This window comes from Streptomyces sp. NPDC045899 (assembly GCF_056431485.1).
Genome location: NZ_JBWKKP010000004.1, coordinates 213,802 through 239,011 on the forward strand (window position 1 = coordinate 213,802; position 25,210 = coordinate 239,011).

General features: G+C 71.6%; 14 protein-coding genes and 2 pseudogenes. 11 read left to right on the top strand and 5 right to left on the bottom strand.

What is annotated here, in order from left to right:
* Positions 1 to 218: 218 nt before the first annotated feature.
* The 5 genes from AC07FT_RS07820 to AC07FT_RS07840 all read left to right on the top strand — a co-directional run bounded on the left by AC07FT_RS07820 (position 219) and on the right by AC07FT_RS07840 (position 4,957).
* A complete protein-coding gene (locus AC07FT_RS07820) occupies positions 219 to 626 on the top strand; it encodes an SAV_915 family protein (protein ID WP_479174845.1) in 408 nt (135 codons plus the stop codon).
* A gap of 14 nt (positions 627 to 640) precedes the next feature.
* On the top strand, positions 641 to 1,987 hold the full coding sequence (gene lysA, locus AC07FT_RS07825) for a diaminopimelate decarboxylase (protein ID WP_479174847.1): 1,347 nt from the start codon (positions 641 to 643) through the stop codon (positions 1,985 to 1,987).
* 148 nt (positions 1,988 to 2,135) lie between these two features.
* Entirely contained in the window at positions 2,136 to 2,471 is a 336-nt protein-coding gene (locus tag AC07FT_RS07830) for a YnfA family protein (protein WP_479174849.1), read from the top strand.
* Positions 2,472 to 2,720: 249 nt separating this feature from the next.
* Positions 2,721 to 4,286 (top strand): APC family permease, encoded by a 1,566-nt coding sequence (locus AC07FT_RS07835; RefSeq protein WP_479174851.1) that lies wholly within the window; start codon positions 2,721 to 2,723, stop codon positions 4,284 to 4,286.
* 233 nt (positions 4,287 to 4,519) lie between these two features.
* The gene (locus tag AC07FT_RS07840) at positions 4,520 to 4,957 is read left to right on the top strand and encodes a hypothetical protein (RefSeq protein WP_479174853.1); all 438 of its coding nucleotides are present in this window, start codon (positions 4,520 to 4,522) and stop codon (positions 4,955 to 4,957) included.
* 229 nt (positions 4,958 to 5,186) lie between these two features.
* Here the strand turns inward: AC07FT_RS07840 and glpK are convergent, their stop codons facing one another.
* Positions 5,187 to 6,689 carry a glycerol kinase GlpK gene (gene glpK / locus AC07FT_RS07845; protein WP_471200199.1) on the bottom strand — a complete coding sequence of 501 codons (1,503 nt, stop codon included), beginning with the start codon at positions 6,687 to 6,689 and terminating at the stop codon, positions 5,187 to 5,189.
* 42 nt (positions 6,690 to 6,731) lie between these two features.
* Positions 6,732 to 7,499 (bottom strand): IclR family transcriptional regulator, encoded by a 768-nt coding sequence (locus AC07FT_RS07850; RefSeq protein WP_479174855.1) that lies wholly within the window; start codon positions 7,497 to 7,499, stop codon positions 6,732 to 6,734.
* A 302-nt stretch (positions 7,500 to 7,801) separates the two neighbouring features.
* Between AC07FT_RS07850 and AC07FT_RS07855 the strand changes: the two genes are divergently transcribed.
* On the top strand, positions 7,802 to 8,452 hold the full coding sequence (locus AC07FT_RS07855; RefSeq protein ID WP_479174857.1) for an ATP-binding protein: 651 nt from the start codon (positions 7,802 to 7,804) through the stop codon (positions 8,450 to 8,452).
* A 28-nt stretch (positions 8,453 to 8,480) separates the two neighbouring features.
* Here AC07FT_RS07855 and AC07FT_RS07860 read toward each other — a convergent pair whose 3' ends face one another.
* From AC07FT_RS07860 to AC07FT_RS07870, 3 genes are all read right to left on the bottom strand, one after another.
* Positions 8,481 to 9,647, bottom strand: a complete 1,167-nt coding sequence (locus tag AC07FT_RS07860; protein WP_479174859.1) for a PP2C family protein-serine/threonine phosphatase — start codon at positions 9,645 to 9,647, stop codon at positions 8,481 to 8,483.
* A gap of 131 nt (positions 9,648 to 9,778) precedes the next feature.
* On the bottom strand, positions 9,779 to 11,074 hold the full coding sequence (locus tag AC07FT_RS07865; RefSeq protein ID WP_479174861.1) for an MFS transporter: 1,296 nt from the start codon (positions 11,072 to 11,074) through the stop codon (positions 9,779 to 9,781).
* Positions 11,071 to 11,682: a helix-turn-helix domain-containing protein gene (locus AC07FT_RS07870; protein ID WP_479174863.1), complete on the bottom strand. Its 612-nt coding sequence runs from the start codon at positions 11,680 to 11,682 to the stop codon at positions 11,071 to 11,073. Before AC07FT_RS07870 ends, AC07FT_RS07865 begins: the two co-directional genes overlap by 4 nt.
* Before the next feature lie 267 nt (positions 11,683 to 11,949).
* Between AC07FT_RS07870 and AC07FT_RS07875 the strand changes: the two genes are divergently transcribed.
* The 5 genes and pseudogenes from AC07FT_RS07875 (at position 11,950) to AC07FT_RS07895 (ending at position 24,943) form a co-directional block, all read left to right on the top strand.
* Positions 11,950 to 13,623 carry an MFS transporter gene (locus tag AC07FT_RS07875; protein WP_479174865.1) on the top strand — a complete coding sequence of 558 codons (1,674 nt, stop codon included), beginning with the start codon at positions 11,950 to 11,952 and terminating at the stop codon, positions 13,621 to 13,623.
* Between the two features lie 61 nt (positions 13,624 to 13,684).
* Positions 13,685 to 14,710 carry a 3-oxoacyl-ACP synthase III family protein gene (locus tag AC07FT_RS07880; protein ID WP_471200178.1) on the top strand — a complete coding sequence of 342 codons (1,026 nt, stop codon included), beginning with the start codon at positions 13,685 to 13,687 and terminating at the stop codon, positions 14,708 to 14,710.
* Between the two features lie 238 nt (positions 14,711 to 14,948).
* A pseudogene (locus AC07FT_RS07885) lies at positions 14,949 to 20,720 on the top strand (type I polyketide synthase); the annotation flags it as partial.
* 38 nt (positions 20,721 to 20,758) lie between these two features.
* Positions 20,759 to 23,995: pseudogene (locus AC07FT_RS07890) on the top strand (type I polyketide synthase); the annotation flags it as partial.
* A gap of 114 nt (positions 23,996 to 24,109) precedes the next feature.
* A complete protein-coding gene (locus AC07FT_RS07895; RefSeq protein WP_479174867.1) occupies positions 24,110 to 24,943 on the top strand; it encodes a class I SAM-dependent methyltransferase in 834 nt (277 codons plus the stop codon).
* Positions 24,944 to 25,210 lie beyond the last annotated feature (267 nt).

Sequence of the window (25,210 nt, forward strand, 5' to 3'; positions counted from 1 at the left end):
GCCGGAAACCGCCGCGAACCGGACGAAGAAGTGAACGGGGTCACATCCGAGCGCCCGCGACGCGCCGGTATCGCGTCAACACCCCACCGAATCCCGTCAGCGTCGCGTCAGGGACGGCGTCGCTTCCCGGACCCGGGGAATGAGCAGCCCGACGGGCCCCGGCCGTCCCGGCCGGTGGCCGCGCACCGTTGCCCACCACTCCTCAGGGGAGGACCGCCATGACCGAGCTGCGGTACGGAGACGACGCCGAACCCTCGGAACGGGTCCCGGCCGGACCGCTCTACGTCCCCGTCCGGCCGGGACACGACAGCTGTGCGGTGCGGGTGTTCCGCACCCCGCTCGGCGGACGGGCCGCCGTCGGCTTCTCCACCCAGCTGCGTCTGACGGAGGTGCTCGGGGCCCGTCAGCAGTGGATCAGGCTTTCCGCGCCGATGCTGCGCGCCCTCACCGAACCGCTGGGCGTCACCGACCTCATCGTCGATCCCAAGGTGGCGGGCGGTCGCGGACAGGCGCCGTCCCGGTCGCTGGAACGCCGCATCCGGCGCCCCCGGGACCCCGAGGGCGTCACCCTCGCCGCACTGCTCTCCGGACGCAGGACCGGAACCCTCGGCACCGGTATCGGCTGAGGGGACGGCAGGCCGTGGTCACACCACTGCTGCCGGACACCGGGCATCCGGCACCGGGGCCCGATGACGGGCTGGCGCTCTGGCCCGCCTCGGCCTCCCGGCTCGCCCACGGTGATCTGGCGGTGGGCGGGGTGCCGCTCACCGAGGTCGCCGACCGCTTCGGCACCCCGGTCCAGCTGCTCGACGAGGCCGAGGTACGGGCCCGCTGCCGCGCCTACCAGCGGGCCTTCCCGGGCGTCGGCGTCCTCTACGCGGCCACGGCGTTCCTGTGCCGCGCCATGGCCCACTGGGTGGAGGACGAGGGGCTGGGGCTGGCCGTCCGCTCGGCCGGGGAGCTGGAGCCCGTGTTCAGCAGCGGTTTCCCGCCGGACCGGATCGTGCTGCACGGCACCGCCGAGAGTCCGCGGGACCTGGCGGTCGCGCTGCGCCTCGGCGTCGGCCGCATCGTGATCGACAGCCCTTCGGAAATCGCCCGGCTGGCCGCCGCGGTACCCGCGGGCAGCCGCCAGAAGGTGATGGTGCGGGTGGCGCCGGGGATCGTCGCGGGCGGCCGCGCCACGATCCGCACCGGAGCCGGGGACCGGAAGGCCGGTCTGTCGCTCACCGACGGCTCCGCGCACCACGCCATCGCGCGGATCCTGGACCAGCCGCGGCTCGAACTGGTCGGTCTGCACTGCCACCTGGGGTCCCGGATCACCTCCGGCAAGCCCTACACGGCGGCGGTGCGGCGCCTGGTCGGTCTGATGGCCCGGGTCCGGGAGCTGTACCGGGTGGTCCTCCCCGAACTGGACCTGGGCGGCGGCCACGCCATCGCCCACCGGCCGGGTGAACCCACGCTGGACATCGCGGCTCTGGCCGGGCGGGTGCGGGCGGAGCTGACCGGGGGCTGCGCCGCGGCGGGGCTGCCGGTCCCGCGGCTGCTGATCGAACCGGGGCGCGCGGTGGTGGGACCGGCCGGGGTGGCGCTCCACCGGGTGGTGACCGTCGAGCGCACCGGGGAGCACACCTCCGTCGTCGTGGACGGCGGGACGAGCGACAGCATGCGGCCCGCGCCGTACGGGGTGCGCACCGCGCCCCGGCTGGTCGGCCGCCGCTCCTCGGCCCCGCCGGCCCCGGTGACGGTGGCCGGACGCCACCGCGGGGCCGGTGACGTCCTCGGGGGCGGCACCGAGCTGCCCGCCGACGTCCATCCCGGTGATCTCCTGGCGGTGCCGGTGGCCGGCGCGTACCACCCGGCCATGGCCCCCGGCGACCACCTGGCCGGCCGTCCGCCGGTGGTGGCCGTGGCCGACGGCCACGCCCGGCTGCTGGTGCGGCGCGAATGGCCGGCGGACTTCCGCGGCCGCGACATCGGACCGTAGGCGCGGCGGAGGGACGGCGGACGGGGCCGCCCCGCCGCGCGGCGGTCTACGGTCGGACCGTGCCCGGTCCCGTCCGGGCACGGTCCGGCCCGCCGCCCGGCCCGGCGGCCCGCCCGTCCCTCCGTCCGTCCGAGAGAGAGTCCGCACCGTGCTCGTCGCCCGCTCCGTCGCCCTGTTCGTGGTCGCCGCCCTCTTCGAGATCGGTGGCGCCTGGCTGGTCTGGCAGGGGGTGCGGGAACAGCGGGGCTGGATCTGGATCGGTGCCGGGGTGATCGCCCTCGGGCTCTACGGCTGCGTGGCCACCCTCCAGCCGGACGCCGAGTTCGGGCGGATCCTCGCCGCGTACGGCGGGGTCTTCGTCGCCGGATCGCTGGCCTGGGGCATGGTCGCCGACGGTTACCGCCCCGACCGGTTCGATGTGCTCGGCGCGCTGGTCTGCCTCGCGGGAGTGGCCGTGATCATGTACGCCCCGCGCGGCCACTGACGGTGCCGCCGGTCCGTGTGCCCGGCTCCCCGGGAAAGCCATGGGAAAATTTCAATCTCCCCATATCGGACACCGCTTCGATTCCCGTATACCCCTCCAGGGCAACGCATACCTTTCTTTCAGTTGTCCGAAACGCGGATCTGGTTTGCGCGGTGGGGGTCGGCGACCCAGAATGCTGATGTATTCAAGGTTGGCTCACTACGAGTTATCCCGCTGAGTGCGGAAATAGCAGGATTTAGCCTTCCGGGCATGGTTCAACTCCACACGCCGATTCGGCCCCGGAGCGCGGAACACAGCGCGGAACAGGGCACGGCCCGCTCCGAGGGCGTCACGGCCAAGGGCCTCAGCGGCAACTCCGTCGGACTGCTCGGCAGCGCCGTGATCGGACTGTCCACCGTCGCCCCGGTGTACTGCCTCACCAGCACGCTCGGCCCCACCGCGGGCGAGGTGGGCCTCCAGATGCCCGCCGTCTTCCTCGCGGGCTTCCTGCCGATGCTGCTGGTCGCCTTCGCCTACCGGGAGCTGAACCGGGCGATGCCCGACTGCGGGACGTCCTTCACCTGGACGGTGAAGGCGTTCGGACCGCGGATCGGGTGGATGTGCGGATGGGGTCTGGTGATCGCCACGATCATCGTGCTCTCGAACCTGGCGGGCGTCGCCACCTCGTTCCTCTATCTGCTCCTCGGCGACATCACGGGAAGCGAACGGGTCGCCGCCATCGGCGACGAGACGGTGCCCCACGTACTGACCGTCCTCGCCCTGGTCGCCGTCGCCACCGCCGTGAGCTACCGCGGCATCACCACCACCAAGTGGTTCCAGTACGCCCTGGTCGGCCTCCAGATGGCCGTCCTCGTGGGCTTCGTCGTCATGGCGTTCGCCAAGGCCGGGGACGTCAGCGGCGCCGCGCACTTCTCCTGGACCTGGATGGACCCGTTCTCGGTGACCTCCTTCGCCGCCTTCACCGCGGGACTGTCCCTGTCGATCTTCATGTACTGGGGCTGGGACGCCTGTCTCACGGTGAACGAGGAGACCCGCGGCAGCGACCGGACCCCCGGGCGGGCCGCGCTGATCTCGATGGTCGTCCTGGTCGGCTCCTATCTGGTGACCGCCGTGGCCGCCCAGATGTACGCGGGCGTCGGCGACCGGGGTGTCGGCCTCGGCAATCCCGAGACCAACGACAACGTCTTCGCCGCCCTCGCCGAGCCGGTCATGGGCCCGTTCGGGGTGCTGCTGTTCGTCGCCGTCCTGGCCAGCGCCGCGGCCAGCCTCCAGACCACCTTCCTGCCGGTGGCGCGCACCGTGCTGGCGATGAGCACCTACGGGGCCATGCCCGCCTCCTTCGCCCGGGTGCACCCCCGCTTCCGCACCCCGGGGCGGGCCACCGTCGCCGCGGGCGTGGCGACGGGCGTCTTCTACACGGTGATGACACTGCTCAGCAAGAACGTCCTGGTGGACACCATCTACGCGCTGGGCCTCATGATCTGCTTCTACTACGCGCTCACCGCCTTCGCCTGCGCCTGGTACTTCCGCCGCGACCTCCTCCGTGACGTCCGGGGCTTCGTGTACAAGGGGCTGCTCCCGGTGCTGGGCGGCGGGCTGCTGACGGCCGTCTTCGCCAAGACCCTCATCGACATGTGGAACCCGGCCTACGGCTCCGGCAGCGCCGTGTTCGGCATCGGCAGCGTCTTCCTGATCGGAGTGGGGCTGCTGCTGCTCGGCGCGGTCCTCATGGTCCTGATGAACCGCCGCAGCCCGGCCTTCTTCCGCGGTGACGTCCTCACCCGGGAGACCCCGGCGCTCGTCGTGGAGGAGTGAGCCCGGGCCCTGCGGTGGCGGGTCCGGCCGGGGCGGGGGACGGTGGTGGAGGGGGACGTCCCGGGGCGGCGCGGACAGCGGCGTCACCGGCGTCACCGGGGGAGCGGGGGCTCGGGGAACCGACCACAGGCCGTCGGCGACAGGTGGCCCACCATGGCAGGCGACATCGTCCGCATCGCCGTCCACCCCGCGACCGCCTCGCCACCGGTCAGGCCCTCCGACGGCATTGGGCGGTGACCACCCGTCATCTGGTCCACCGCGCCGCCGGTCACCCCCTCGCCCCCGACGCGGTGCCACGACGGGCGCCCGCTCACAGCGCCCATCTGGAGCCGGTGTGCGGCGACGGCTGGATCGCGGCGGGCGACGCGGCCGTCGCCTTCGACCCGCTCTCCTCCCAAGGAGTGCTCACCGCGCTGTGCACGGGGCTGCGCGCCGGTCAGGCCGTCGACGCCCGGCTGCGCGGTGACCGCGGGGCGCTACGGGACTACGCCGCGCGGCTCCGGTGGATCCGCGCCGTCTACGCGCACCATCTCGACGACGCCTACCGCGCCGAGCGGCGTTGGCCCGCCCAGCCGTTCTGGCGGCGGCGGCACGCACCGGACGCGGGGATGACCGGGCCCGGGTGGGACGAGGGAAATCCCCAGGGAGAACTCCGGATCCAGCAGACGTAAACCGCGCACCCCTGGGTACCCGCGTCGCAAGCTGTCGACGGAGCCCCCGGGGGAACGCGATAGCCAGGCTCTTCCGGTCCAGAATGCGGGCCGGTGGAGCCGCCCTGATCGGCGGGGACGGGCCACAGGAGCCACCCGGCCCGGCGGATCAGCGCTCACCGGCCCGGTCCTTCCTCACCGAGAGGCCGGCCCGGTGCGTGAACACCGGTGCGCCGGGCGGCGGTCGCCCTCAGGACCGCGTCCACCCCAGCGAACGTTCCACCGCCCGCCGCCAGTTCTCGTACTCCGCCTCCCGGCGCGCGGGATCCATCGTGGGCATCCACTGACCGGCCCGGTGCCAGTTGCGGCGGAGACCCTCCAGGTCCGGCCAGTAGCCGACGGCCAGCCCCGCGGCGTAGGCCGCGCCCAGGGAGACCGTCTCGGAGACCATGGGCCGCACCACCGGCACATCGAGCACATCGGCCACGAACTGCATCAGCAGGTTGTTGGCCGTCATCCCGCCGTCGACCTTCAGGGCCTTCAGCGGTTCCGGCGAGTCGGCGTTCATGGCGTCGATGACCTCACGGGTCTGCCAGCCGGTGGCCTCCAGCACCGCGCGGGCCAGATGTCCCTTGGTGATGTACGAGGTGAGGCCGACGACGACCCCGCGGGCGTCGCTGCGCCAGTGCGGTGCGAAGAGTCCGGAGAACGCGGGCACGATGTAGCAGCCGCCGTTGTCCTCGACGGTGCGGGCGAGGGTCTCGATCTCCGGGGCGCTGTGGATCAGCCCCAGCCGGTCCCGGAACCACTGCACCAGCGAACCGGTCACCGCGATCGGCCCCTCCAGGGCGTAGACGGTCGGCTCGTCCCCGATCTTGTAGCCCACGGTGGTGAGCAGCCCGTGCCGGGAGCGCACCGGATCGGTGCCGGTGTTCATCAGCAGGAAGCTGCCGGTTCCGTAGGTGCACTTCGCCTCCCCCATGGCGAAGCAGGTCTGTCCGAAGAGCGCCGCCTGCTGGTCGCCGAGGGCGGCCCCGATGCGCACGTCCGGCAGCAGCGCCCGCGCCACGCCGTAGCGCTCGGCGGACGGGCGGATCTCCGGCAGCATCGCGCGCGGCACCCCGAAGTAGTCCAGCAGCTCCTCGTCCCAGCTCAGCGTGCGGATGTTCATCAGCATGGTGCGGCTGGCGTTGGTGGCGTCGGTGATGTGCAGTCCACCGTCCGGTCCGCCGGTGAGGTTCCAGATCAGCCAGCTCTCCACGGTGCCGAACAGCACCTCACCGCGTTCCGCGCGCTCGCGCAGACCGTCGACGTGGTCGAACAGCCAGCGGATCCGCGGGGCGGAGAAGTAGGTGGTGGGCGACAGCCCGCAGCGGTCGAGGAAGAAATCGTCCCCCATGGTGCGGCGCAACTCGTCCACCAGGGCGTCGGTACGGGTGTCCTGCCAGGTGATGGCGTTGCCGATGGGGACGCCCGTACGGCGGTCCCAGACGACTGTGGTCTCGCGCTGGTTCGCGATGCCGATCGCCGCCACCTGGCCGGGGCCGACCCCGGCGTTCTCGAGCGCCCGGGGGACGATCCGGCCCAGATTGGCCCAGATCTCGGTGGCGTCGTGTTCCACCCAGCCCGGCTGGGTGAAGTACTGCTGGTGCTCCCTCTGGGCGACGGACACCAGACGTCCCTGGTGGTCGAAGAGGATGCACCGGGTGGAGGTGGTGCCCTGGTCGATGGAGAGCACATAGCGTTCAACCATGGCCTGGCCTGCCTTCGCGCGGTTTCGAGCAGGGCATGGCGGTCACCAGCGGGCCGCGCCCAGGTCCCGTGAGACGGCCCGTGCGGCGTCCCGCACCAGGCCGACGAGCGGGGGGCCGGGCCGCCCCCGGCTGTCGCAGAGTCGCTCCACGGAGCCGGAGACGCCGATGGCACCGACCACCAGACCGCCCTGGCCGCGGATCGGCGCCGCGATATCCGCCTCACCCATGATCATTTCTTGGACCGCGGCCGCCCATCCGGCCTCCCGGATCTCGCCGAGCGCTCTGCCCAGCTGCTGGTGGGAGGTGAGGGTGTGCCGGGTGTAGCCCTCTGGTTCTGCTTCCATGACCGGCTCCAGGGGTGTCGCCCCGAACGCCAGCAGGACCTTGCCCAGGGCGCTGGCGTGCAGGGGCAGCAGGGATCCCACGTCCAGGGTCTGAAATGTGTCATCGGGACGGAAGACGTGGTGGACGATGAGTACCTTGCCCTCGAGGGGCACGCCGAGCCGGACCGCCTCACCGCTGCGCGCGGCGAGGGCGTCGGCCCAGTTGATGGAGCGCGAGCGCAGCTCGTTGATGTCGAGGTAGCTGGTCCCCAGGTGCAGCAGCGCGGCGCCGAGCTGGTACTTGCCGGTCTCCTTGTCCTGCTCGACGAAGTCCACGCTCTGGAGGGTCCGCAGTATGCCGTGCGCGGTGCCCTTCGCCAGGCCCAGCGCTGCCGACACCTCGCCCAGGCCGAGCCGTCCCGAGCCCTGGGCGAGCAGCCGCAGGATCGCCGCCGCCCGCTCGATCGACTGCACCGGGCCGGCCATGTCGCGATCGTAGCTCCATGTCCCCTCATCCAGCTTGTTGACCAGCGATATCCCTTTAGGAATTAATAGCTCGTTGATGCCCTTAACTGCATGTTTTCGCGTTTGTTCAGCGTTGTACGAGAACGTTCGGTAATGCCGACCCGGATTCGTTGACCGCGTCCTCGTACGCCCATAGCGTCCGTATCAGGACAGCTCCGGCATCCGGGGCAGTCGTCCCGGCCACCATTCGGCCGGGGATCGACAGGCAGACCCACTGGGCGCTCGACGGGGCGTTGCCCGGCAGAGCACCTGGAGGAGGAGAAGTGGCGGACCAGCTGAATCTTCCGACCGTCGGCGACGCACCGTCGACTGATCCCCACGTGGGAGCGATTCCCCAGGTGGGCGCGGGCGACCGGAGCGTCCCCGCGGCGTTCGGCTTCGTGGGGCCCACCGCCCACACCGGGCCCGAGCCGTTCATCGGACCCCAGGCGCGCGGGGTGGGCACCGCGGGCGGCACGGTGCCGGGCGGTGACCGGACCGTCCCTGGCGAGGGCACGCCGATCGGCCATGTCGACCACCGTGCAGACCACCACCTTCCGGTACCGCACCTCCACGAGGCCGTCGCCACCGTACGGCGCCGGGCGCGGCTGCTGCTGGACCAGTGGGACCTGCCCGACGCCTGCCTCGACGACGCGCTCATGGTGATCTCCGAGCTGATCACCAACGCGGTGCTGCACGCCCTTCCCCCGGCCGTGCTGCGGCTGCGCTCGGGCGAGGCCGACGGATACCGCGTCCTGCACATCGAGGTCACCGACGGCGGTCCGGTGCCCCGGGACGAGCGGACCGACGAGGAGGTCGAGCCGGATGAGCACGGTCGTGGCATCGGCATCGTCGCCGCGCTGTCGTCCTGCCACGGCACCCGGGTCGGCTGCTCCGGTGTGACCCGCTGGGCGGAGCTGCCGGTGGCCGTCTGACGGGCGGCCGGGACCGTGACCGCGGGGGTCAGAGCCGTCCGTGCGGGGAGAGGGCGAGAACGGCGACATCGTCGTGGAGCTTGCGCGCATGGCACGGCAGATCGGTGTTGAGGAAGTTGATCACATCGAGGGGGTCCGGGGCCGGGCGGCCCGTGAACCGGTCGCGGAGCCGGTCCAGCAGGGGGTAGAAGTTGCCTTCCGCGTCCCGGGCCTCGATCAGCCCGTCGGTGCACATCAGCAGCACATCGCCGCGCAGCAGCCGGTACTCGGCGGCGACGGGCGGCTCATCGGCCAGGGTGCCGAGTCCCAGGGGGAGACACGGGGTGCCGGTCAGGGTGGTCACCTCACCACCGGAGATCAGGACCGGCTCGATATGGCCGAAGTTCACGATCGTCAGCCGGTGGGCCACCGGCTCGTACTCGATCAGCGCCGCCGTGACGAACAGCTCGTCGTCGGGGATGTCCGCGGCCTCGCCCGCCATCCGGCGCTCCAGCCGGTTGGCCACCTCGAGCAGGTCCCCGGGGTCGTAGACGGCCTGGCGGAAGCTGCCCAGTACATCGGCCACGGTGCGCACCGCCTGGAGCCCCTTGCCGCGCACATCGCCGATGATGGCCCGTTCACCGTGCCGGGTGGCGCGGATGTCGAAGAGGTCCCCACCGACCATGGTGCCCGCCTCGGCGGGGCAGTAGAGCGCCGCCGCCAGGACGTGGCCCACCTCATGGGGCAGGGGACGCAGCAGGGTGCGCATCAGCGCCTCGGCCACCGAGCTGGCGTGCAGCAGATGGGCCTCCTGGCGCTTCCGGTGTGCCGCGAGCGCCGTACCGAGGGCTCCCACCAGGGCGGTGGCGATGTAGATGGCCACGTAGTGGCGGTCCCAGATGTAGCCCACACTGCGGCCCGCGCAGCACGGGGTGCCCGCGAGGACCCCCACGAAGCACACGGCGAACACGGTGATACCGGCCACGCTCAGCGGACCGTGGCTGAACGCCGCCACCACGGGCAGCGCGATGAGCAGGAAGCTCACCGGCCACTCCACGGGGGTGATGGGCTCGACCGCCAGGATGACCGCGACGTAGATGAGCGGCAGCCAGCGCATCCAGGCCGAGGGAGAGGGGATCCCCAGACCACTGTCGCTCAGCCGGGGGGCCTGTCGGTGTCCGCCGTGCCCGGCCCCGCCGCGGCCCGGCCGCCTCACGGCCCGCTCCGTGCCGGTGGTGCCTCAGCCGACCCCGGTGCGCACGGGCTCCTGATACGGCCGTGATCCACAGTCCCAGCCTGTACCGGCCGGCGGCACCCGGCGACCGCTGCTGCGCCATCGGCGGCATGTCATCCGGCCGACGGCACCACCGGGGTGTCCGCCGCCGGGCCCGCCGGCCGGACCGTCGGCAGATCGCGCGCCCACCGGACCGGGGAGCGCCACAGGATCAGCCCGGCCAGCGGGATCCCCGCCGTGGTGATCCACATCGCGGCCCGGACGCCGAACGCGGTGCCGAGGGCACCGCCGAGCAGCGCACCGAGCGGGATCGTGCCGTAGCTGATGAACGCCGTGCTCGCGGTCAGCCGGCCGAGCAGCTCCGGCGGGCAGTAGAGCTGCTGGAAGCCGGCCTTGATCACATTGCCCGCCACCACACCCATCGAGACGCAGAAGCCGCCCGTCACGAAGAACAGGACCCCGGGTCCGGCGACGGCCAGCGGAATGAGCAGCGCACACACGGCCAGGCCCAGTTCGAACACCAGGGTGGCGCGTGCGGTGCCGGCCCGGGCGGCGACCCGGCGCGCCACCATCGCTCCGACGACGCCGCCTGCGCTCACGGCGGCGATGAGCGCGCCCACCGTGCCCGGGGCCAGTCCCACGGTCCTGACCAGGAAGACCACCCGTATCGACTGGTACCCCATGAGTGCGAGGTTGGAGACGGCGGAGAACAGCGCGAAGGTCCGGAACCACGGATCACGGACGATCAGCCGCAGCCCCTCGCCGATCTCCTGGACCAGCGCCCGGCGCGGACGCGCCGTGGTCGCGGCGGCCGGTTCGCGGTGGCGGATGGCGGACAGACAGAAGAACGTGGCGAGGACGGCGGCGGCGTTGGTGAACATGCCGTTCACCGCGCCCGCCCACTGGGCGATCACACCAGCCGAACCCTGCCCGGCGATCTGTGCGGCGGAGGCGCTGCCGTGCAGTGCGGCATTGCCCTCGGCCTGGTCGTCGGGGTCCAGCAGACCGGGGAGGTAGGCGCGGTAGGCGGTCTGGAAGAACACCATCGCCGTGCCCGCGAGCAGCGCCACGGTCAGCAGCAGACCGAAAGTCAGCAGACCGCGCCAGGCGGCCACCGGAACGCTCGCGTAGAGGACCACTGAGACGGCGGACGCCGTGAGCATGATCGGTCTGCGTGGCAGCCGGTCCACCCAGACACCCACCGGCAACCCGATGACCAGCCAGGGTATCCAGGAGGCGGCGGTCAGCAGACCGGTCTCGAAGGGACCGGCGCGCAGGGTGGACACGGCGATCAGCGGCATGGCCACCGCGGTGAGGGACGAGCCGAACGTACCCGCCGTCTCACCGCACCACAGCAGCCGGAAGTCGCGGTGGCGGCGCAGCAGGCCACCGCGTGCGGGACGGCTCACGCGCTGCCACGTTCCCTGCGGGGGAAGGACTGGAGCTGCACCGTCACCGGCAGTGCCTCCGCGGCGGGCTCGGTGTCCGGGGCGGGCGTATGACGGGCGATCACCTCCATCAACTCGGCGTTCAGCGCCCTGAGCTGACCGGCAGACAGACGCAGGTCGCGCCAGTCGGAGACGGTGCCCGCGTTCCGCCACCGCTCGTCCCAGTCCTCCCCGACGTAGGTCATGACCCGGTCGAAGGACTGGTGCACCAGCTCGCGCAGGAAGACCGACAGCGCGCCGTGGGCCTCGGGGTCGTCCCGGAAATCGGCGATCCGCAGGTCATTGACCGGCCCCGCCTTCCGCCACCACCGCTCCCGTCTGGTGCCCCGGGCGGTGTCCTCCTCGATGAAGCCGTGCTCGGCCAGATGGCGCAGATGCCAGCTGACGGTGCCGGTGTTCTCGCCGAGCTGCCGGGCGAGCAGGGTGGCGGTCGCCGGGCCGTCGAGGGTGAGCAGTTCGTACAGGCGCATCCGCAGCGGATGGGCCAGGCCCCGCAGGCTCGTGGCGTCCAGGCGCCTGGTGGGGCCGGGCAGCGGGGGCGGCGGTATGGGGTCGGGAGCGTCAGGCACCCTCGTATCCTAGATTGCAGAGGATCCTCTGCAAAGAGTTCTCTGCCTGTCGCTCCCCACTGGACACTTGATGCCAAGCTCCCCTGCCCGGTGCGCCCTTGACGTCCGGTCGGCGACCCGATGGGATCCAACGGCGCGGAGTGTCGGGGTTCCGGTGATTGACACGGTGTCGTGGTCTGGGGGACTTTCGACTCCTCGAGCGTGGGTCACCCACGTCCCGGAACCGTAGAGCGTGGTCCGTTTCGTTCGACGCATGGGGGAATCCGAGTGGCTTTGGAGCGGTCCGTCAGCCCCGCCGGTCCCGATCCCTCCGCAGGCGGAGGGAATCCACCGCCCGGAGGCCGACGGCCCGCCGCGCCACCTCCCTCCGCCGCCTCGAAGTGGTGGACGCTGACCGCCGCCGTACTCGGAACGTTCATGCTGATGCTCGACCTCAGCGTGGTGAATGTGGCGCTGCCGGTGATCCGTCAGGAGCTGGACGCCGGTTTCGAGGAGGTCCAGTGGGTGCTCGACGCCTACGCCCTCACCCTCGCGGTGTTCCTGCTCACCGCCGGTGCGCTCGCCGACACCCTCGGCCGCAAGAAGATCTTCCAGGTGGGGTTCGTGGTGTTCACGCTGGCCTCCCTGGCCTGCGGTATGTCCGACACCGGCCTGGCCCTGGACATCGCACGGGGTGCCCAGGGCATCGGCGGAGCCGTGCTGTTCGCCGTGGCGCCCGCGCTGATCTCCCATCAGTTCCGGGGGAAGGAACGGGCGGTCGCCTTCTCGGTGTTCGGCGCCATCATCGGACTCGCGGTGGCTCTGGGCCCGCTGATCGGCGCCGCGCTGGTGACCACGGCGAGCTGGCGGTGGATCTTCTACCTCAACATCCCCATCGGGGTGTTCGCCATCGTCATCACCGCCGTGTTCGTCCGTGAGTCACGCGACCCCCGGGCCCGGGGCGTGGACGTCCCCGGTCTGCTGGTGCTCTCCGTCGCGTTGCTGGCCCTCGTCCTGGGGCTGATCCGGGGCCCGCAGGACGGCTGGGGCGATCCGCGGATCGTCGGGCTGGGGATCATCGCGGTGGCGGGCCTCGCACTGTTCGTCGTGGTGGAACGGAGCCGGGGTCCCGCCGCGATGCTGGATATGAGCCTGTTCCGCAATGTCACCTTCGTGGGACTGGCCCTGGTCGCGCTCTTCGCCTACATGGCCGGTACGACCTCCATCTTCCTGGAGGCCAACTACGTGGAGAACGTGCTCGGGCTGAGCGCGTGGGACACCGGTGTCCGGTTCCTGCCACTGACCTTCGGCATGCTGGTCGCCGGGACCGTCGCGGGTATGGTGATGAACCGTGTGCCGACCCGGCTGCTGCTGTTCGGCTGCGGTGTGTTCCTGTGCGCCGCGATGCTCCTGGTGCTGCTGGCCGACCAGCATTCGTCGTGGACGGCGCTGCTGCCGAGCATGGTCGCCGCCGGTATCGGGATGGGGGCCTTCAACCCGCCGCGCGCGTCCGTCGCGATGCTGGTCGCCGAACCGTCCCGGGCCGGGATGGCCTCGGGTGCGAGCGAGACCTTCCAGCAGATCGGCGTGGCACTGGGAATCGCCGCCACCGGTTCGCTGTTCCAGAACCATGTGGCGCGGGAATTCTCCGACAGTGCGGTCGGCCGGCAGCTCGGCGCCGCCGGAGTGGACACCCACACCCTCGGGGTCACCATCGCGGGTGGCGGCGCCAGAGAAGCGAGTGAGTCCATTCCGGAACCATTGCGGAATGACTTTCTCCGCTCCGCCGACAGTGCATTCGTCAGCAGTATGCATCTGTGTTTCGTGGTACTCGCGGTGGTCGCGGGGATCGGTGCCGTCACCGCTCTGCTGTTCATCCGGCGGCGTGACATGCGGGAAGACGTTCCCGAGGACGAGGAATCCGAGAACGCGCTGTCAACGCTGGCCGTTTCGGACCGGTGACGCGTAAGCTCTTCGCATCATCAGCGCACGGCATCATCAGCCTAGGGGAAGGAAACGGGGCGTGCCTGTCTTAACCCCCTCGATCGGCATCGCGGGGACCGGGAATTACCTGCCGAATGCGCCGATCAGCCTGGATTCGTACGTCGAGGCGGGTCTGGAACTGAGCCCGATGGACAACGGACCGCTGTTGCGCGCACCCCAGTGGCGCCACCATGTGGCTCCCGGCGACCGGGCCGGCGAGATGATCGAGCGGGCCGCGGTGCCGATGTTCGAACGGCTGGGTGTCGATCCCGCCCGTGAGGTGGACGTACTGGTCACCAATGTGCTGTTGCCCGACGACCTGTTCACCGGATGCGGTGCGGACACCGCCCACCGGATGGGGATGTCGCCCGAGTGGATCATCGATCTGCACAACGGCGGCTGTGCGTCCTTCCAGTACATGCTGAAGGTCGTGGCGGCCATCATGGCGAGCGAGGGCGCCAGAACCGCGCTGATAGCCAATGTGCAGAACACCGCGGGCCAGATCTTCGCCCAGGACGGCAACCGCTTCAAGTCCCACTCCGTCGCCGCCGGTGACGGGTGTGGAGTGGCCCTGGTCACCGCCGACCCCGGTCCCGGCACCCCGCGGCTGCTGGGCACCCGCGTCCGCCACACCCCCGCCACCGCGCGCGACCTCGGCATGGCGACCCCGGACGGCCGCCACCACTGGCAGACCGGTGACAGCGTGCTCGATGTGCGGTTCGACGCCGCGAAGACCAAGGAGACCCTGGAACTCGGCAATCGGCTGGTGCCCGAGCTCGTCCGGGAACTGGGGGAGCGGTGCGCGTTCGGCGTGGACGAGATCGACGTCCTCATCACCAACCAGCCGAACCGCGTCTTCCTGCGCAACTGGCGCAACGCGCTCGGGATCGACGCCGAGCGCCATGTCGACACCTATGACCGCTTCGGCAATCTCTACGGCGCCGGAGTGCCCGTCACCCTGCACGAAGCGGTCTCCGACGGCCGGGTCAAACCCGGCGATCTCGTGGTCACCGCGGGTTTCGCGCACGCCGGGGACTTCGCCGCCGCGGCCGCCTTCCGATGGTGAACCCGTGCCACACCGGGAAACGACCGCACACTCAATGATCCGAAAATGTCGCGGAGTTGACGTTGAGGAAAACCGGGTTATCCCCTCGTATGGCTGAACCGCCTGGCGAGCGCGTCGGGCGAGGAAAACCGACACATCATCCTCCCCTCCCGCCACCGGGGCCACCGGCCCCCTTTTACGGCCCGACCGAAGGTTCGTAGAAAGGGTGGACAACGTGGGGACTTCAGCAACCGACGGCACACCGTCCGGCGATTCCCTGGCCGACCGGCTGGCGGAAAGCCCGGCACATGAGCGGCTGCGGATCGTGCTCGATGTGGTGGTGGGGGAAACGGCGGCGCTGCTCGGCCGGCCGCCCGGCGACATCGACCCGGGGCGCCCGTATCTCGACTACGGCTACAACTCCCTCGCCGCCGTGGCGCTGACCGAGGAGCTGAGCTCCCGCTGTGCGGTCGAGTTGCCACTCACCATGTTGTTCGACCAGCCCACCCCCGACGCGGTCGCCCGCTATCTCCTCTCCCGTATGGGACTGTCGGACGACGAGTCCGCCCTTGAGTCCGATTCCCCGTCCGTGCGGGGCGCGGAGGATGCGGACGGGGAAGCGGACGACGAGAAGACGGACGACGAGAAGACGGACGACCCCATCGCCGTGGTGGGCATGGCCTGCCGCTATCCCGGTGGTGCCGGGACTCCCGAAGATCTCTGGCGGCTGGTCGACGAGGGCCGTGACGCGATCACCGGCTTCCCGGACGACCGCGGCTGGCCACTGGAAGAGCTGTACCACCCCGACCCGGACCACCCCGGCACCGCGTACACGCGATCGGGCGGTTTCCTCCACACCGCCACCGAGTTCGACGCGGAGTTCTTCGGCATCAGCCCCCGCGAGGCGCTGGCCATGGATCCACAGCAGCGGCTGCTGCTGGAGGGCGTCTGGGAGGCGTTCGAGGACGCCGGGATCGACCCCGGAACCCTGCGCTCCAGCCGCACCGGGGTGTTCGCGGGTGTCTCCGGCGTCGACTACAGCTATGTGGCCCGCTCCGGCGGCACCGGACTCCAGGGCTACTGGGGCATCGGCACCCTGCCCGCCGTGGCCTCCGGCCGGGTGGCGTACACCTTCGGTTTCGAGGGTCCGGCGCTGACCGTGGACACCGCGTGTTCCTCCTCGCTGGTGGCCACTCATCTGGCGATGCGCTCGCTGCGCGACGGCGAATGCTCGATGGCCGTCGTGGGCGGGGTCACCGTGGCAGCCACTCCCACTGTGTACCTGGAGTTCTCGCGGCAGCGGGCGCTCTCACCGGACGGCCGCTGCCGGTCCTTCGCCGAGACGGCGGATGGCACGGGGTTCTCCGACGGTATGGGTGTGCTGTTGCTGGAGCGGTTGTCGGATGCGCGTCGGAACGGTCATCGGGTGCACGCGGTGTTGCGTGGTTCGGCGGTGAATCAGGACGGTGCGAGTAATGGTATGACGGCGCCGAGTGGTCCGTCGCAGGAGCGGGTGATTCGGGGGGCGTTGGTGGATGCGGGGTTGTCGGGGGGTGAGGTGGATGTGGTGGAGGGGCATGGGACGGCGACGGTGTTGGGGGATCCGATCGAGGTGGGGGCGTTGTTGGCGACGTATGGGCGTGGGCGGTTGGGGGAGCCGTTGTGGTTGGGGTCGTTGAAGTCGAATATCGGGCATGCGCAGGCGGCTGCGGGGGTGGGTGGTCTGATCAAGATGGTGATGGCGTTGCGGGCGGAGCGGTTGCCCGCGACGTTGTATGCGGGGGTGCGGTCGTCGAAGGTGGACTGGTCTTCGGGTGCGGTGGAGTTGTTGACGGAGGCGCGTCCGTGGCCGCGTGGTGGGCGTCCGCGCCGCGCGGGGGTGTCCAGCTTCGGTGCCAGTGGTACCAACGCCCACCTCATCATCGAGGAGGCACCGGCCACGACGTCCGCCGGGTCCGTCCCCCCGGCCGACGGTCCCACGCCGCCCGTGGACACCCCGACCGTCTGGGTGCTGTCCGGGAAACAGCGGTCCGGACTCGCGGCGCAGGCACGCGCTCTGCGCGCACGGCTGCTGGCCGATCCCGGACTGGACCCGGTGGACGTGGGTTACTCCCTGGCCACCACCCGTGCCGCACTCCCGCACCGCGCGGTGGTCGTCGGCCACGACCGCGATGACCTGCTCGGCGGACTGGCCCGGATCGAACACCCGGACCCGGCGGACGAGACGACCGGTACCGGCGCCCGGCCGGGCCGGGTGGCGTTCGTCTTCCCCGGCCAGGGATCCCAGTGGGCGGGCATGGCCCAGGCGTTGCTGGTGTCCTCACCGGTGTTCGCCGAGCGGATGCGGGAGTGCGGGGAGGCTCTGGAGCCGCACACCGGATGGCGTCTGTCCGATGTGCTCGCCGGTGGCCCGGACGCTCCCTGGCTCGACCGGGTCGATGTGGTCCAGCCCGCCCTGTTCGCCATGATGGTGTCCCTCGCCGCCCTGTGGCGCTCCTACGGTGTGGAGCCGGACGCGGTGATCGGCCACTCCCAGGGCGAGATCGCCGCCGCCTGTGTCGCCGGTGCCCTGACCCTCGACGACGCCGCCCGGGTGGTCGCGCTGCGCAGCAAGGCGATCGCCACCCTCGGCCGCGGCGGCGGGATGCTGTCCGTCGCCGAGTCCGTGGAAGAGGTGAGCGCACGGCCGGCCGTGGTGTCCGGCGAGGTGTCCGTGGCCGCGGTCAACGGTCCGTCGTCGGTCATCGTCTCCGGTGACACCGAGGCGCTGGACCGGCTCTTGGAGGACTGTGTCGCGGAGGACGTCTGGGTCCGCCGGATCCCCGTCGACTACGCCTCCCACTCACCGCGCATCGAGGAGCTCCGCGAACGGCTGCGCACCGCGCTCGCGCCGGTGCGACCGCGGGCGGGGCAGCCGGCCTTCCACTCCACCGTGGCGGGAAAGGCCGTCGAGACCACCACACTCGACGGCGACTACTGGTACGCCAATCTGCGCAACCCCGTGCTCTTCGAGCAGACCGTCCGCGACATGGCCGACCGGGGTTTCCGTGTGTTCATCGAGATCAGCCCGCATCCCGTGCTGACCGCCGCTCTCCAGCAGAACCTGGAGGCGGCCGGGGACGGCCTCGACACGGTGATCCTGGGGTCGGTGAGACGGGATCACGGACGGCTCGAGGACTTCCTCGGCTCGCTCGGCGAGGCATATGCGCGCGGTGTCGCGGTGGACTGGTCGGCCGCCTTCGACGGGCGGTCCGCCCGCCGTGTCGACCTGCCCCGCTACGCCTTCACCCGGCAGCGGTACTGGGCCACCGGTGGTGAGGGCACGGGCGATCCGCGTCCCGCCGGACTCGTCTCCGCGCGCCATCCACTGCTGGCCGGGCAGGTGCGGCTGGCGGGCGGACTCGGCTCGGTGTTCACCGGGCGGCTCGCGCTGGATCAGGTGCCGTGGCTCGCCGACCACACCGTGTTCGGTGAGGTGTTCGTGCCGGGCACGGCGCTGGTGGACCTCGCCGCGAGCGCGGGCCACCGGCTGGGCATGCCCGTCGTGGTGGAACTGACCCTGGAATCACCCCTGGTGGTGCGGGAGGCGGGGATCGCCATCCAGCTCCAGGTGGCCGAGCCCGACCCGGCCGGGAGGGCCGCCTTCACCCTGCACTCCGAGGACGGCGCGAACGGCGAGGACGGCTGGACGCGGAACGCGTCCGGGGTGCTGGCGGTGGCCGCCGACGCACCATCCACCGAGGCGCCGCCCACCGACGTGGCGCCCGCCGTCTGGCCCCCGGAGGGCGCGGTCCCCCTCAGTACCGGCGACCTGTACGACCGCCTGGCCGACCGGGGCATGGAGTACGGCGGGATGTTCCGGGGGCTGCGGGCCGCCTGGCGGTGCGGGGACGAGATCTGGGCCGAGGTCCGCCTCGACGGCGGCGATGAGGACATCGACCCCCGGCACCTCCTCCATCCCGCGCTGCTGGACACCGCCTTCCACGCGGCCCTCGTCGATCCCGCGGACGACGGCGGACCCGGCTCCGCGTGGCTGCCGTTCGTCTGGTCCGGGGTGCGGATCCGGCCTGGTGACCGCACCGCGACCGCTCTGCGCGTCCGGCTGACCCCCCTCGGCGCCGACACCCTGCGGATGTCCGCCCGGGACGTGGACGGACTCCTCCGCGTCTCGGTGGACTCGGTGCTGGCACGGCCGGTGTCCTCGGCCCAGCTCGCCGCCGCCCGTTCGGTGACGGCCGACTGTCTGTTCGGTGTGGACTGGGTGGCCGCCACCCCGGCCGCCCCGGTGTCCGCCGACGCCATGGCCTTCCTCGGCACCACGGAGGGGCTGGAGGCGAACCGCACGCCCCTGCACACCTGTTCCGGTCTCGGCTCGCTCCCGGCGGGCGACGACGGCGCCCCACCCCGGTGGGTCGTCGTGCCCATCGGACCGCCCGCCGCCGCGACCCCGCCCGAGGCGGTGCGGACGGTGACGGGCCGTGTGCTGTCACTGCTGCGGGAGTGGCTCGCGGATGAGCGGCTCCAGGGCTCCGGCCTGGTGTTCGTCACCCGGACCGCGGTGGCGGCGCTCCCCGCCGACGAGCCTTCGCTGGAACTGGCTCCGCTGTGGGGTCTGGTGCGCAGCGCCCAGTCCGAGAACCCCGACACCTTCCGGCTGATCGATCTCGACGCCGCATCGGGCATGGACTCCCTCGCCTCCGCCCTGGCCGTCGACGCACCCGAGCTGGCCGTGCGGGGCGAGGCGTTGCTGGTGCCCCGGGCGGTCCGGATCCGGCCCGCGCCGTCCACCCCGTCCTTCGACCCGGGAGCGACGGCCCTGATCACCGGCGGCACCGGCGGTCTGGGAGCGCTGGTGGCACGCCATCTGGTCGCCGAACACGGGGTGCGCCATCTGCTGCTGGCCAGCCGCCGCGGTCCGGTGGCAGAAGGTGCCAGGGCCCTGACGGACGAACTCACCGCCCTGGGCGCGCGGGTGAGGATCGCCGCCTGTGATGTGTCCGACCGCGGCGCCGTGGCAGAGCTGCTCGCCAAGGTCCCCGCGGACCATCCGCTGAAGGCCGTCGTCCACGCCGCCGGGGTGCTCGACGACGGCCTCATCCCCGCCCTGACCGATGAACGGCTCGATCGGGTGCTGAGCGCCAAAGCCGACGCGGCATGGCATCTGCACGAGCTGACGGCCCATCATGACCTCAGCACCTTTGTGCTGTTCTCCTCGCTCGCGGGGGTCCTCGGCGGTCCCGGACAGGGCAACTACGCGGCCGCCAACACCTTCCTGGACGCCTTGGCGCACCGGCGCCGCGCGCGGGGCAGGCCCGCCGTGTCCCTCGCCTGGGGGCTGTGGGAGGAGGCCGGTGAGATGACCGGCCGGCTCAGCCGCGACGACACCGACCGGCTGGCCGACAGCGGGGTGATCGCCCTGACCGCCGGGGAGGGGCTGCGACTGCTGGACGCCACCCTCGGAGCGACCGCCCCGCTGGTCCTGGCCGCCCGGCTGGACACGGCTGCCCTGCGCGCCCAGGCCGCCGCGGGCGCGGGCCCCGCCCTGCTGCGCGGTCTGGTGCGCGGTGTGCCCACCCGTACCCCCGCCACCTCCGCGGCGCTCAGGGAGGAGCTGGCCGAACGGACCGGACCGGAGCGCGCCCGCCTGCTGCTGCGGCTGGTGCGCACCGAGATCGCCGCGGTGCTCCGGTATCCGGGGCCGGACGCGGTGCCCCCGGACCGGGCCTTCAGCGAACTCGGCTTCGATTCCCTGGGAGCCGTCCAACTGCGCAACCGCCTGAACCTGGCCACCGGCCTCGGCCTGCCCGTGACGGCGGTGTTCGACCACCCCACCCCGCGGGCCGTGGCCCTGTTCCTGGCGGGCAGGCTCGCCCCCGCCGGAGAGAGCACCGGGAGCGGTGACGGCCGTCACGGTGACGGTTCCCGTGGTGAGGGCTCCCGTGGTGACGGCGCGCCCGACGCGGCGGCCGAGCTCGACGACATGGACGCCGAAGGCCTCGTCCGCCTGGCCCTGCGCGGCAACGACTCGTGATTGGACCCGTACCGATGCCCGTCGACCATGAGGATGTCGTAGAAGCACTGCGCGCGGCCATGAAGGACAACGTCCGGCTGCGTCAGGAGAACGAACGGTCCCGGGAGCCGATCGCCGTCATCGGCATGGCGTGCCGCTACCCCGGCGAGGTGATGTCCGGTACGGATCTGTGGGAGCTGGTGGCCGAGGGCCGGGACGCCATCTCCGGTTTCCCCGACGACCGGGGCTGGGACCTGGACGCCCTCTACGATCCCGACCCCGGCCACCCGGGCACCAGCTATGTGCGCACCGGTGGCTTCCTGTCCACCGCCACCGAGTTCGACCCCCGCTTCTTCGGCATCAGCCGCCGTGACGCCCTCGCGATGGATCCACAGCAGCGGCTCTTGCTCGAAGGTGTGTGGGAGGCGTTCGAGGACGCCGGGATCGCCCCCGACGCGATGCGCGGCAGCGCCACCGGGGTGTTCGCCGGGGCCATGTTCCAGGACTACGCCTGGCTGGCGCGCCAGCGCGAGGACCAGGTCGGTGGCCGCTGGGGGCTGGGCAACCTGGGCAGCTTCGTCTCCGGCCGGGTGGCGTACACCTTCGGTTTCGAGGGTCCGGCGCTGACCGTGGACACCGCGTGTTCCTCCTCGCTGGTGGCCACCCATCTGGCGATGCAGTCGCTGCGCCGTGGCGAATGCCCGATGGCCCTGGCCGGCGGGGTGACCGTGCTCGCCACGCCGGGCGTCTTCGTGGAGTTCTCGCGGCAGCGGGCGCTCTCACCGGACGGCCGCTGCCGGTCCTTCTCCGCATCGGCGGACGGCACCGGATGGGCCGAGGGCATGGGTGTGCTGTTGCTGGAGCGGTTGTCGGATGCGCGTCGGAACGGTCATCGGGTGCACGCGGTGTTGCGTGGTTCGGCGGTGAATCAGGACGGTGCGAGTAATGGTATGACGGCGCCGAGTGGTCCGTCGCAGGAGCGGGTGATTCGGGGGGCGTTGGTGGATGCGGGGTTGTCGGGGGGTGAGGTGGATGTGGTGGAGGGGCATGGGACGGCGACGGTGTTGGGGGATCCGATCGAGGTGGGGGCGTTGTTGGCGACGTATGGGCGTGGGCGGTTGGGGGAGCCGTTGTGGTTGGGGTCGTTGAAGTCGAATATCGGGCATGCGCAGGCGGCTGCGGGGGTGGGTGGTCTGATCAAGATGGTGATGGCGTTGCGGGCGGAGCGGTTGCCCGCGACGTTGTATGCGGGGGTGCGGTCGTCGAAGGTGGACTGGTCTTCGGGTGCGGTGGAGTTGTTGACGGAGGCGCGTCCGTGGCCGCGTGGTGGGCGTCCGCGCCGCGCGGGGGTGTCCAGCTTCGGTGCCAGTGGTACCAACGCCCACCTCATCATCGAGGAGGCACCCGCGGACCAGGCCCCGCACCGGGACCGGCCCGCCGCCACCGCCCCCGGTGAGCCGGTGGTGTGGGCGCTGTCGGGCAAGATGCCGTCCGGACTCACCGCACAGGCACGCCGGTTGAAGGAGTGGCTGACCGCCCACCCCGGACTCGACCCGGTGGACATCGGCCACTCACTGGCCACCGGCCGTGCCCAGCTCTCGCACCGCGCGGTCGTGGTGGGCCGGAGCCGCGAGGAGCTGCTGACCGGCCTGGACAAGGTGATCAGCGGCGAGGCGGCTCCCGGGGTGCTGCTCAACTCCGGCGCACGGGCCGGGAGCACGGCGTTCGTGATCCCCGCCCCCGACAAGCAGTCGCTGGAACCCGCCCGCCAACTCCTGTCCACCGCACCCGCGTTCGCCGCGCGGATGGCGGACTGCGTCCGGGCGCTCACCCCGCACACCGGCTGGGACCTGCTCGACGTGGTCAACGGTGTCCCAGGTGCCCCCTCCCTCGACGACCCCGGTGTCTTCGGCCCCGCCCTCTTCGCCGTCCAGGTGTCACTGGCGGCGCTGTGGCGCGCCTACGGTGTGGAGCCCGATGCGGTGACCGGTGAGCCCGGAGCCGAACTCGCCACCGAGGTGATCGCCGGACGACGTGGTCTCGAGGACGCGGCCGCCGCCGTGGCCACCGGCACCGGCACGGCGGGGGCCGCCCCCCTGCGGGACACCCTCCGCACCCAGGTCGAACAGGGCTTCCGCGCCTTCATCGAGATCAGCCCGCGACCGACCCTCACTGCGGCCCTGACCGGCGCCGTCACCGCGGCGGGCGGCGATCCGGCGGAATTCATGATCACCCAGGCGCCACCGGACGCGCCCGACGGCTCGGCCGCCTTTCCGTACACCCTGGCCCAGGCGTTCGTGGGCGGCGTACGGGTCGACTGGTCGCCCTCGTTCGCCGGGCGTGACCCTCGTACCGTCGAACTGCCCCGCTACCCCTTCCAGCGCCAGCGGTACTGGCTGGCCGGGGCCAGGGAGAGGCCCGCGGCGTCCGCGCCGGAGCGGCCTGCCCCGGCCATGACCCCGGCCCAGGACAGCCGTGGCACCCTCACCGTGCTGCTGCGCCGCGCCCATGTCGAGAACGCCATCCCGGAGGCCGTGCCGATGGTGATGGCCGCCTCGCGGTTCCGGCCGACGTTCTCCTCGACGGCGGAACGGGGCGGTGCGCCGGGTGCGGTGCTCGCGGCCGAGGGCGCGGCGTCGCCCGCGGTGATCTGCGTACCGTCGTTCCTCGCCGGTTCCGGACCGCATCAGTTCGCCCGGCTGGCTTCCGAGTTCAGCCCGCGGCTGCGGACCTCGGCGCTGATCATGCCGGGCTTCGGCAAGTCCCCCCTGCTGCCCGCCTCCTGGACGGTGGCGATCGAGGCGCTGTCGGACGCCACGGTGACGGCCGCGGCGGGCGAGCCCTTCTTCCTGGTGGGCCACTCCGTCGGCGGGCTGGTCGCCCAGGCCGTCGCGGAACGTCTGGAGCGCGGCGGACACCCGGCCCGGGGCGTCGTCATGGTCGACACCTATGACATCGACGTCCGCAGCGAACGCGAGGCCCTGTTCGTCTGGGCGATGAGCGAGATCCTCGACCGCGATCCGACCGGTCTGGTGGTCAATGACAACAACCTGATGGCGATGGGGTGTTACCTGCGGCTGTACGACGAGTGGTCCCCGGGCAGCTGCGGCGCCCCGACCCTCGCGGTGCGGGCGACCGCCGCCGACACCCCGCTGAAGCTGCCGGTCGAGCCGGTCTGGAAGGCGGCGGACACCGATGAATCCGTCCTGGCCGACCACTTCTCGATCCTCGAGGACAAGGCGGCGACCACCGCCCGGGTGATCGGGGACTGGTTCACCCGGATGTCCGCCCCCTGACGGACGGCCGGCCCGCGCCACCGACCCACCCGCCACCTCGCAGCACACGGAGCACAAGCCACCTCGCAGCACATGCGCCACAAGAGCAGCACATGCGGCACAAGAGGAGAGCTCATGGCCAAGACGGTGTTCGACCACGTCTCCGACACCGCGCGCTGGGTCGCGGAGTACCGGGCACAGGAGACCCTCCGCCCGGACGCGCTGTTCCACGATCCACTGGCGGCCGGGCTGGCCGGGGAGCGCGGCAGGATGATCGCCGAAGCGGCCAGGCGGTCGTTCGGCAACGGCTGGTTCTTCATCGCGCGGACCAGGCTGATCGACGACCTGGTCGAACGGTCCCTGGCCGAGGGGTGCGACCGGGTCGTCAACCTCGCCGCGGGTCTGGACACCAGGCCGTACCGGCTGGACCTCCCGGCCTCGCTGGAGTGGATCGAGGTGGACCTCCCGGGGATCATCGAGGAGAAGGACCGTGTGCTCGCCGATGAGTCCCCCCGCTGCAAGCTCTCCCGGGTGCCGGTCGACCTCACCGACGGGGCGGCGCGCCGCCGTTGTCTGGCCGAGGCGGTCAAGGGGGCCGCGAGGACGCTCGTCATCACCGAAGGGCTGCTGCTGTACCTGCCGGAGTCCGAGGTGCGCCGGCTCACCGCGGAGCTCAGGAGACCGGAGATCGCCTGGTGGGTCGCGGACATCATCGGACCCGCGATCCTCAAGATGTCCAGCGGTGCGGGCCGGGCGAACAACGCACCTGTGATCTTCGGTCCGGAGAACGGGATCGCCTTCTTCGAACGGACGGGGTGGACCGTCGAACGTTTCGCCTCACAGTTGCCCGCGGCCGCGCGCTGGAATCGGCTGTCGTCCGTGATGCGTTTAGTGGCCCGGCTCCCCAAAGGAAATCCGCGCCGCCCGGGCCGTTCTCTCTGGTCCGCCGTCGTCCGGTTGACTCCATGAAAAAGGCTTTGTCGGCGATGCGTTGTCGCTCGACGTCGTATCCAGGGCGACGGAAGTCGGAAACACTCCTTGACCCTGGTCAGTCCTGATCACGCCTACTGTTGGGATGTTCTATGCCCGAGATGGCTCATATCAGTCCCTTCCGTCGACTGGTGGTTGTTGTCACCGACAGCGATGTGATGGGCCCGGCTGCGGGCCGCGCGCTTTCCGATCTGGCCGGAGCGCGAGATGTCGACATCGATGTTCCACCGGCCGGGAACCCGGCGA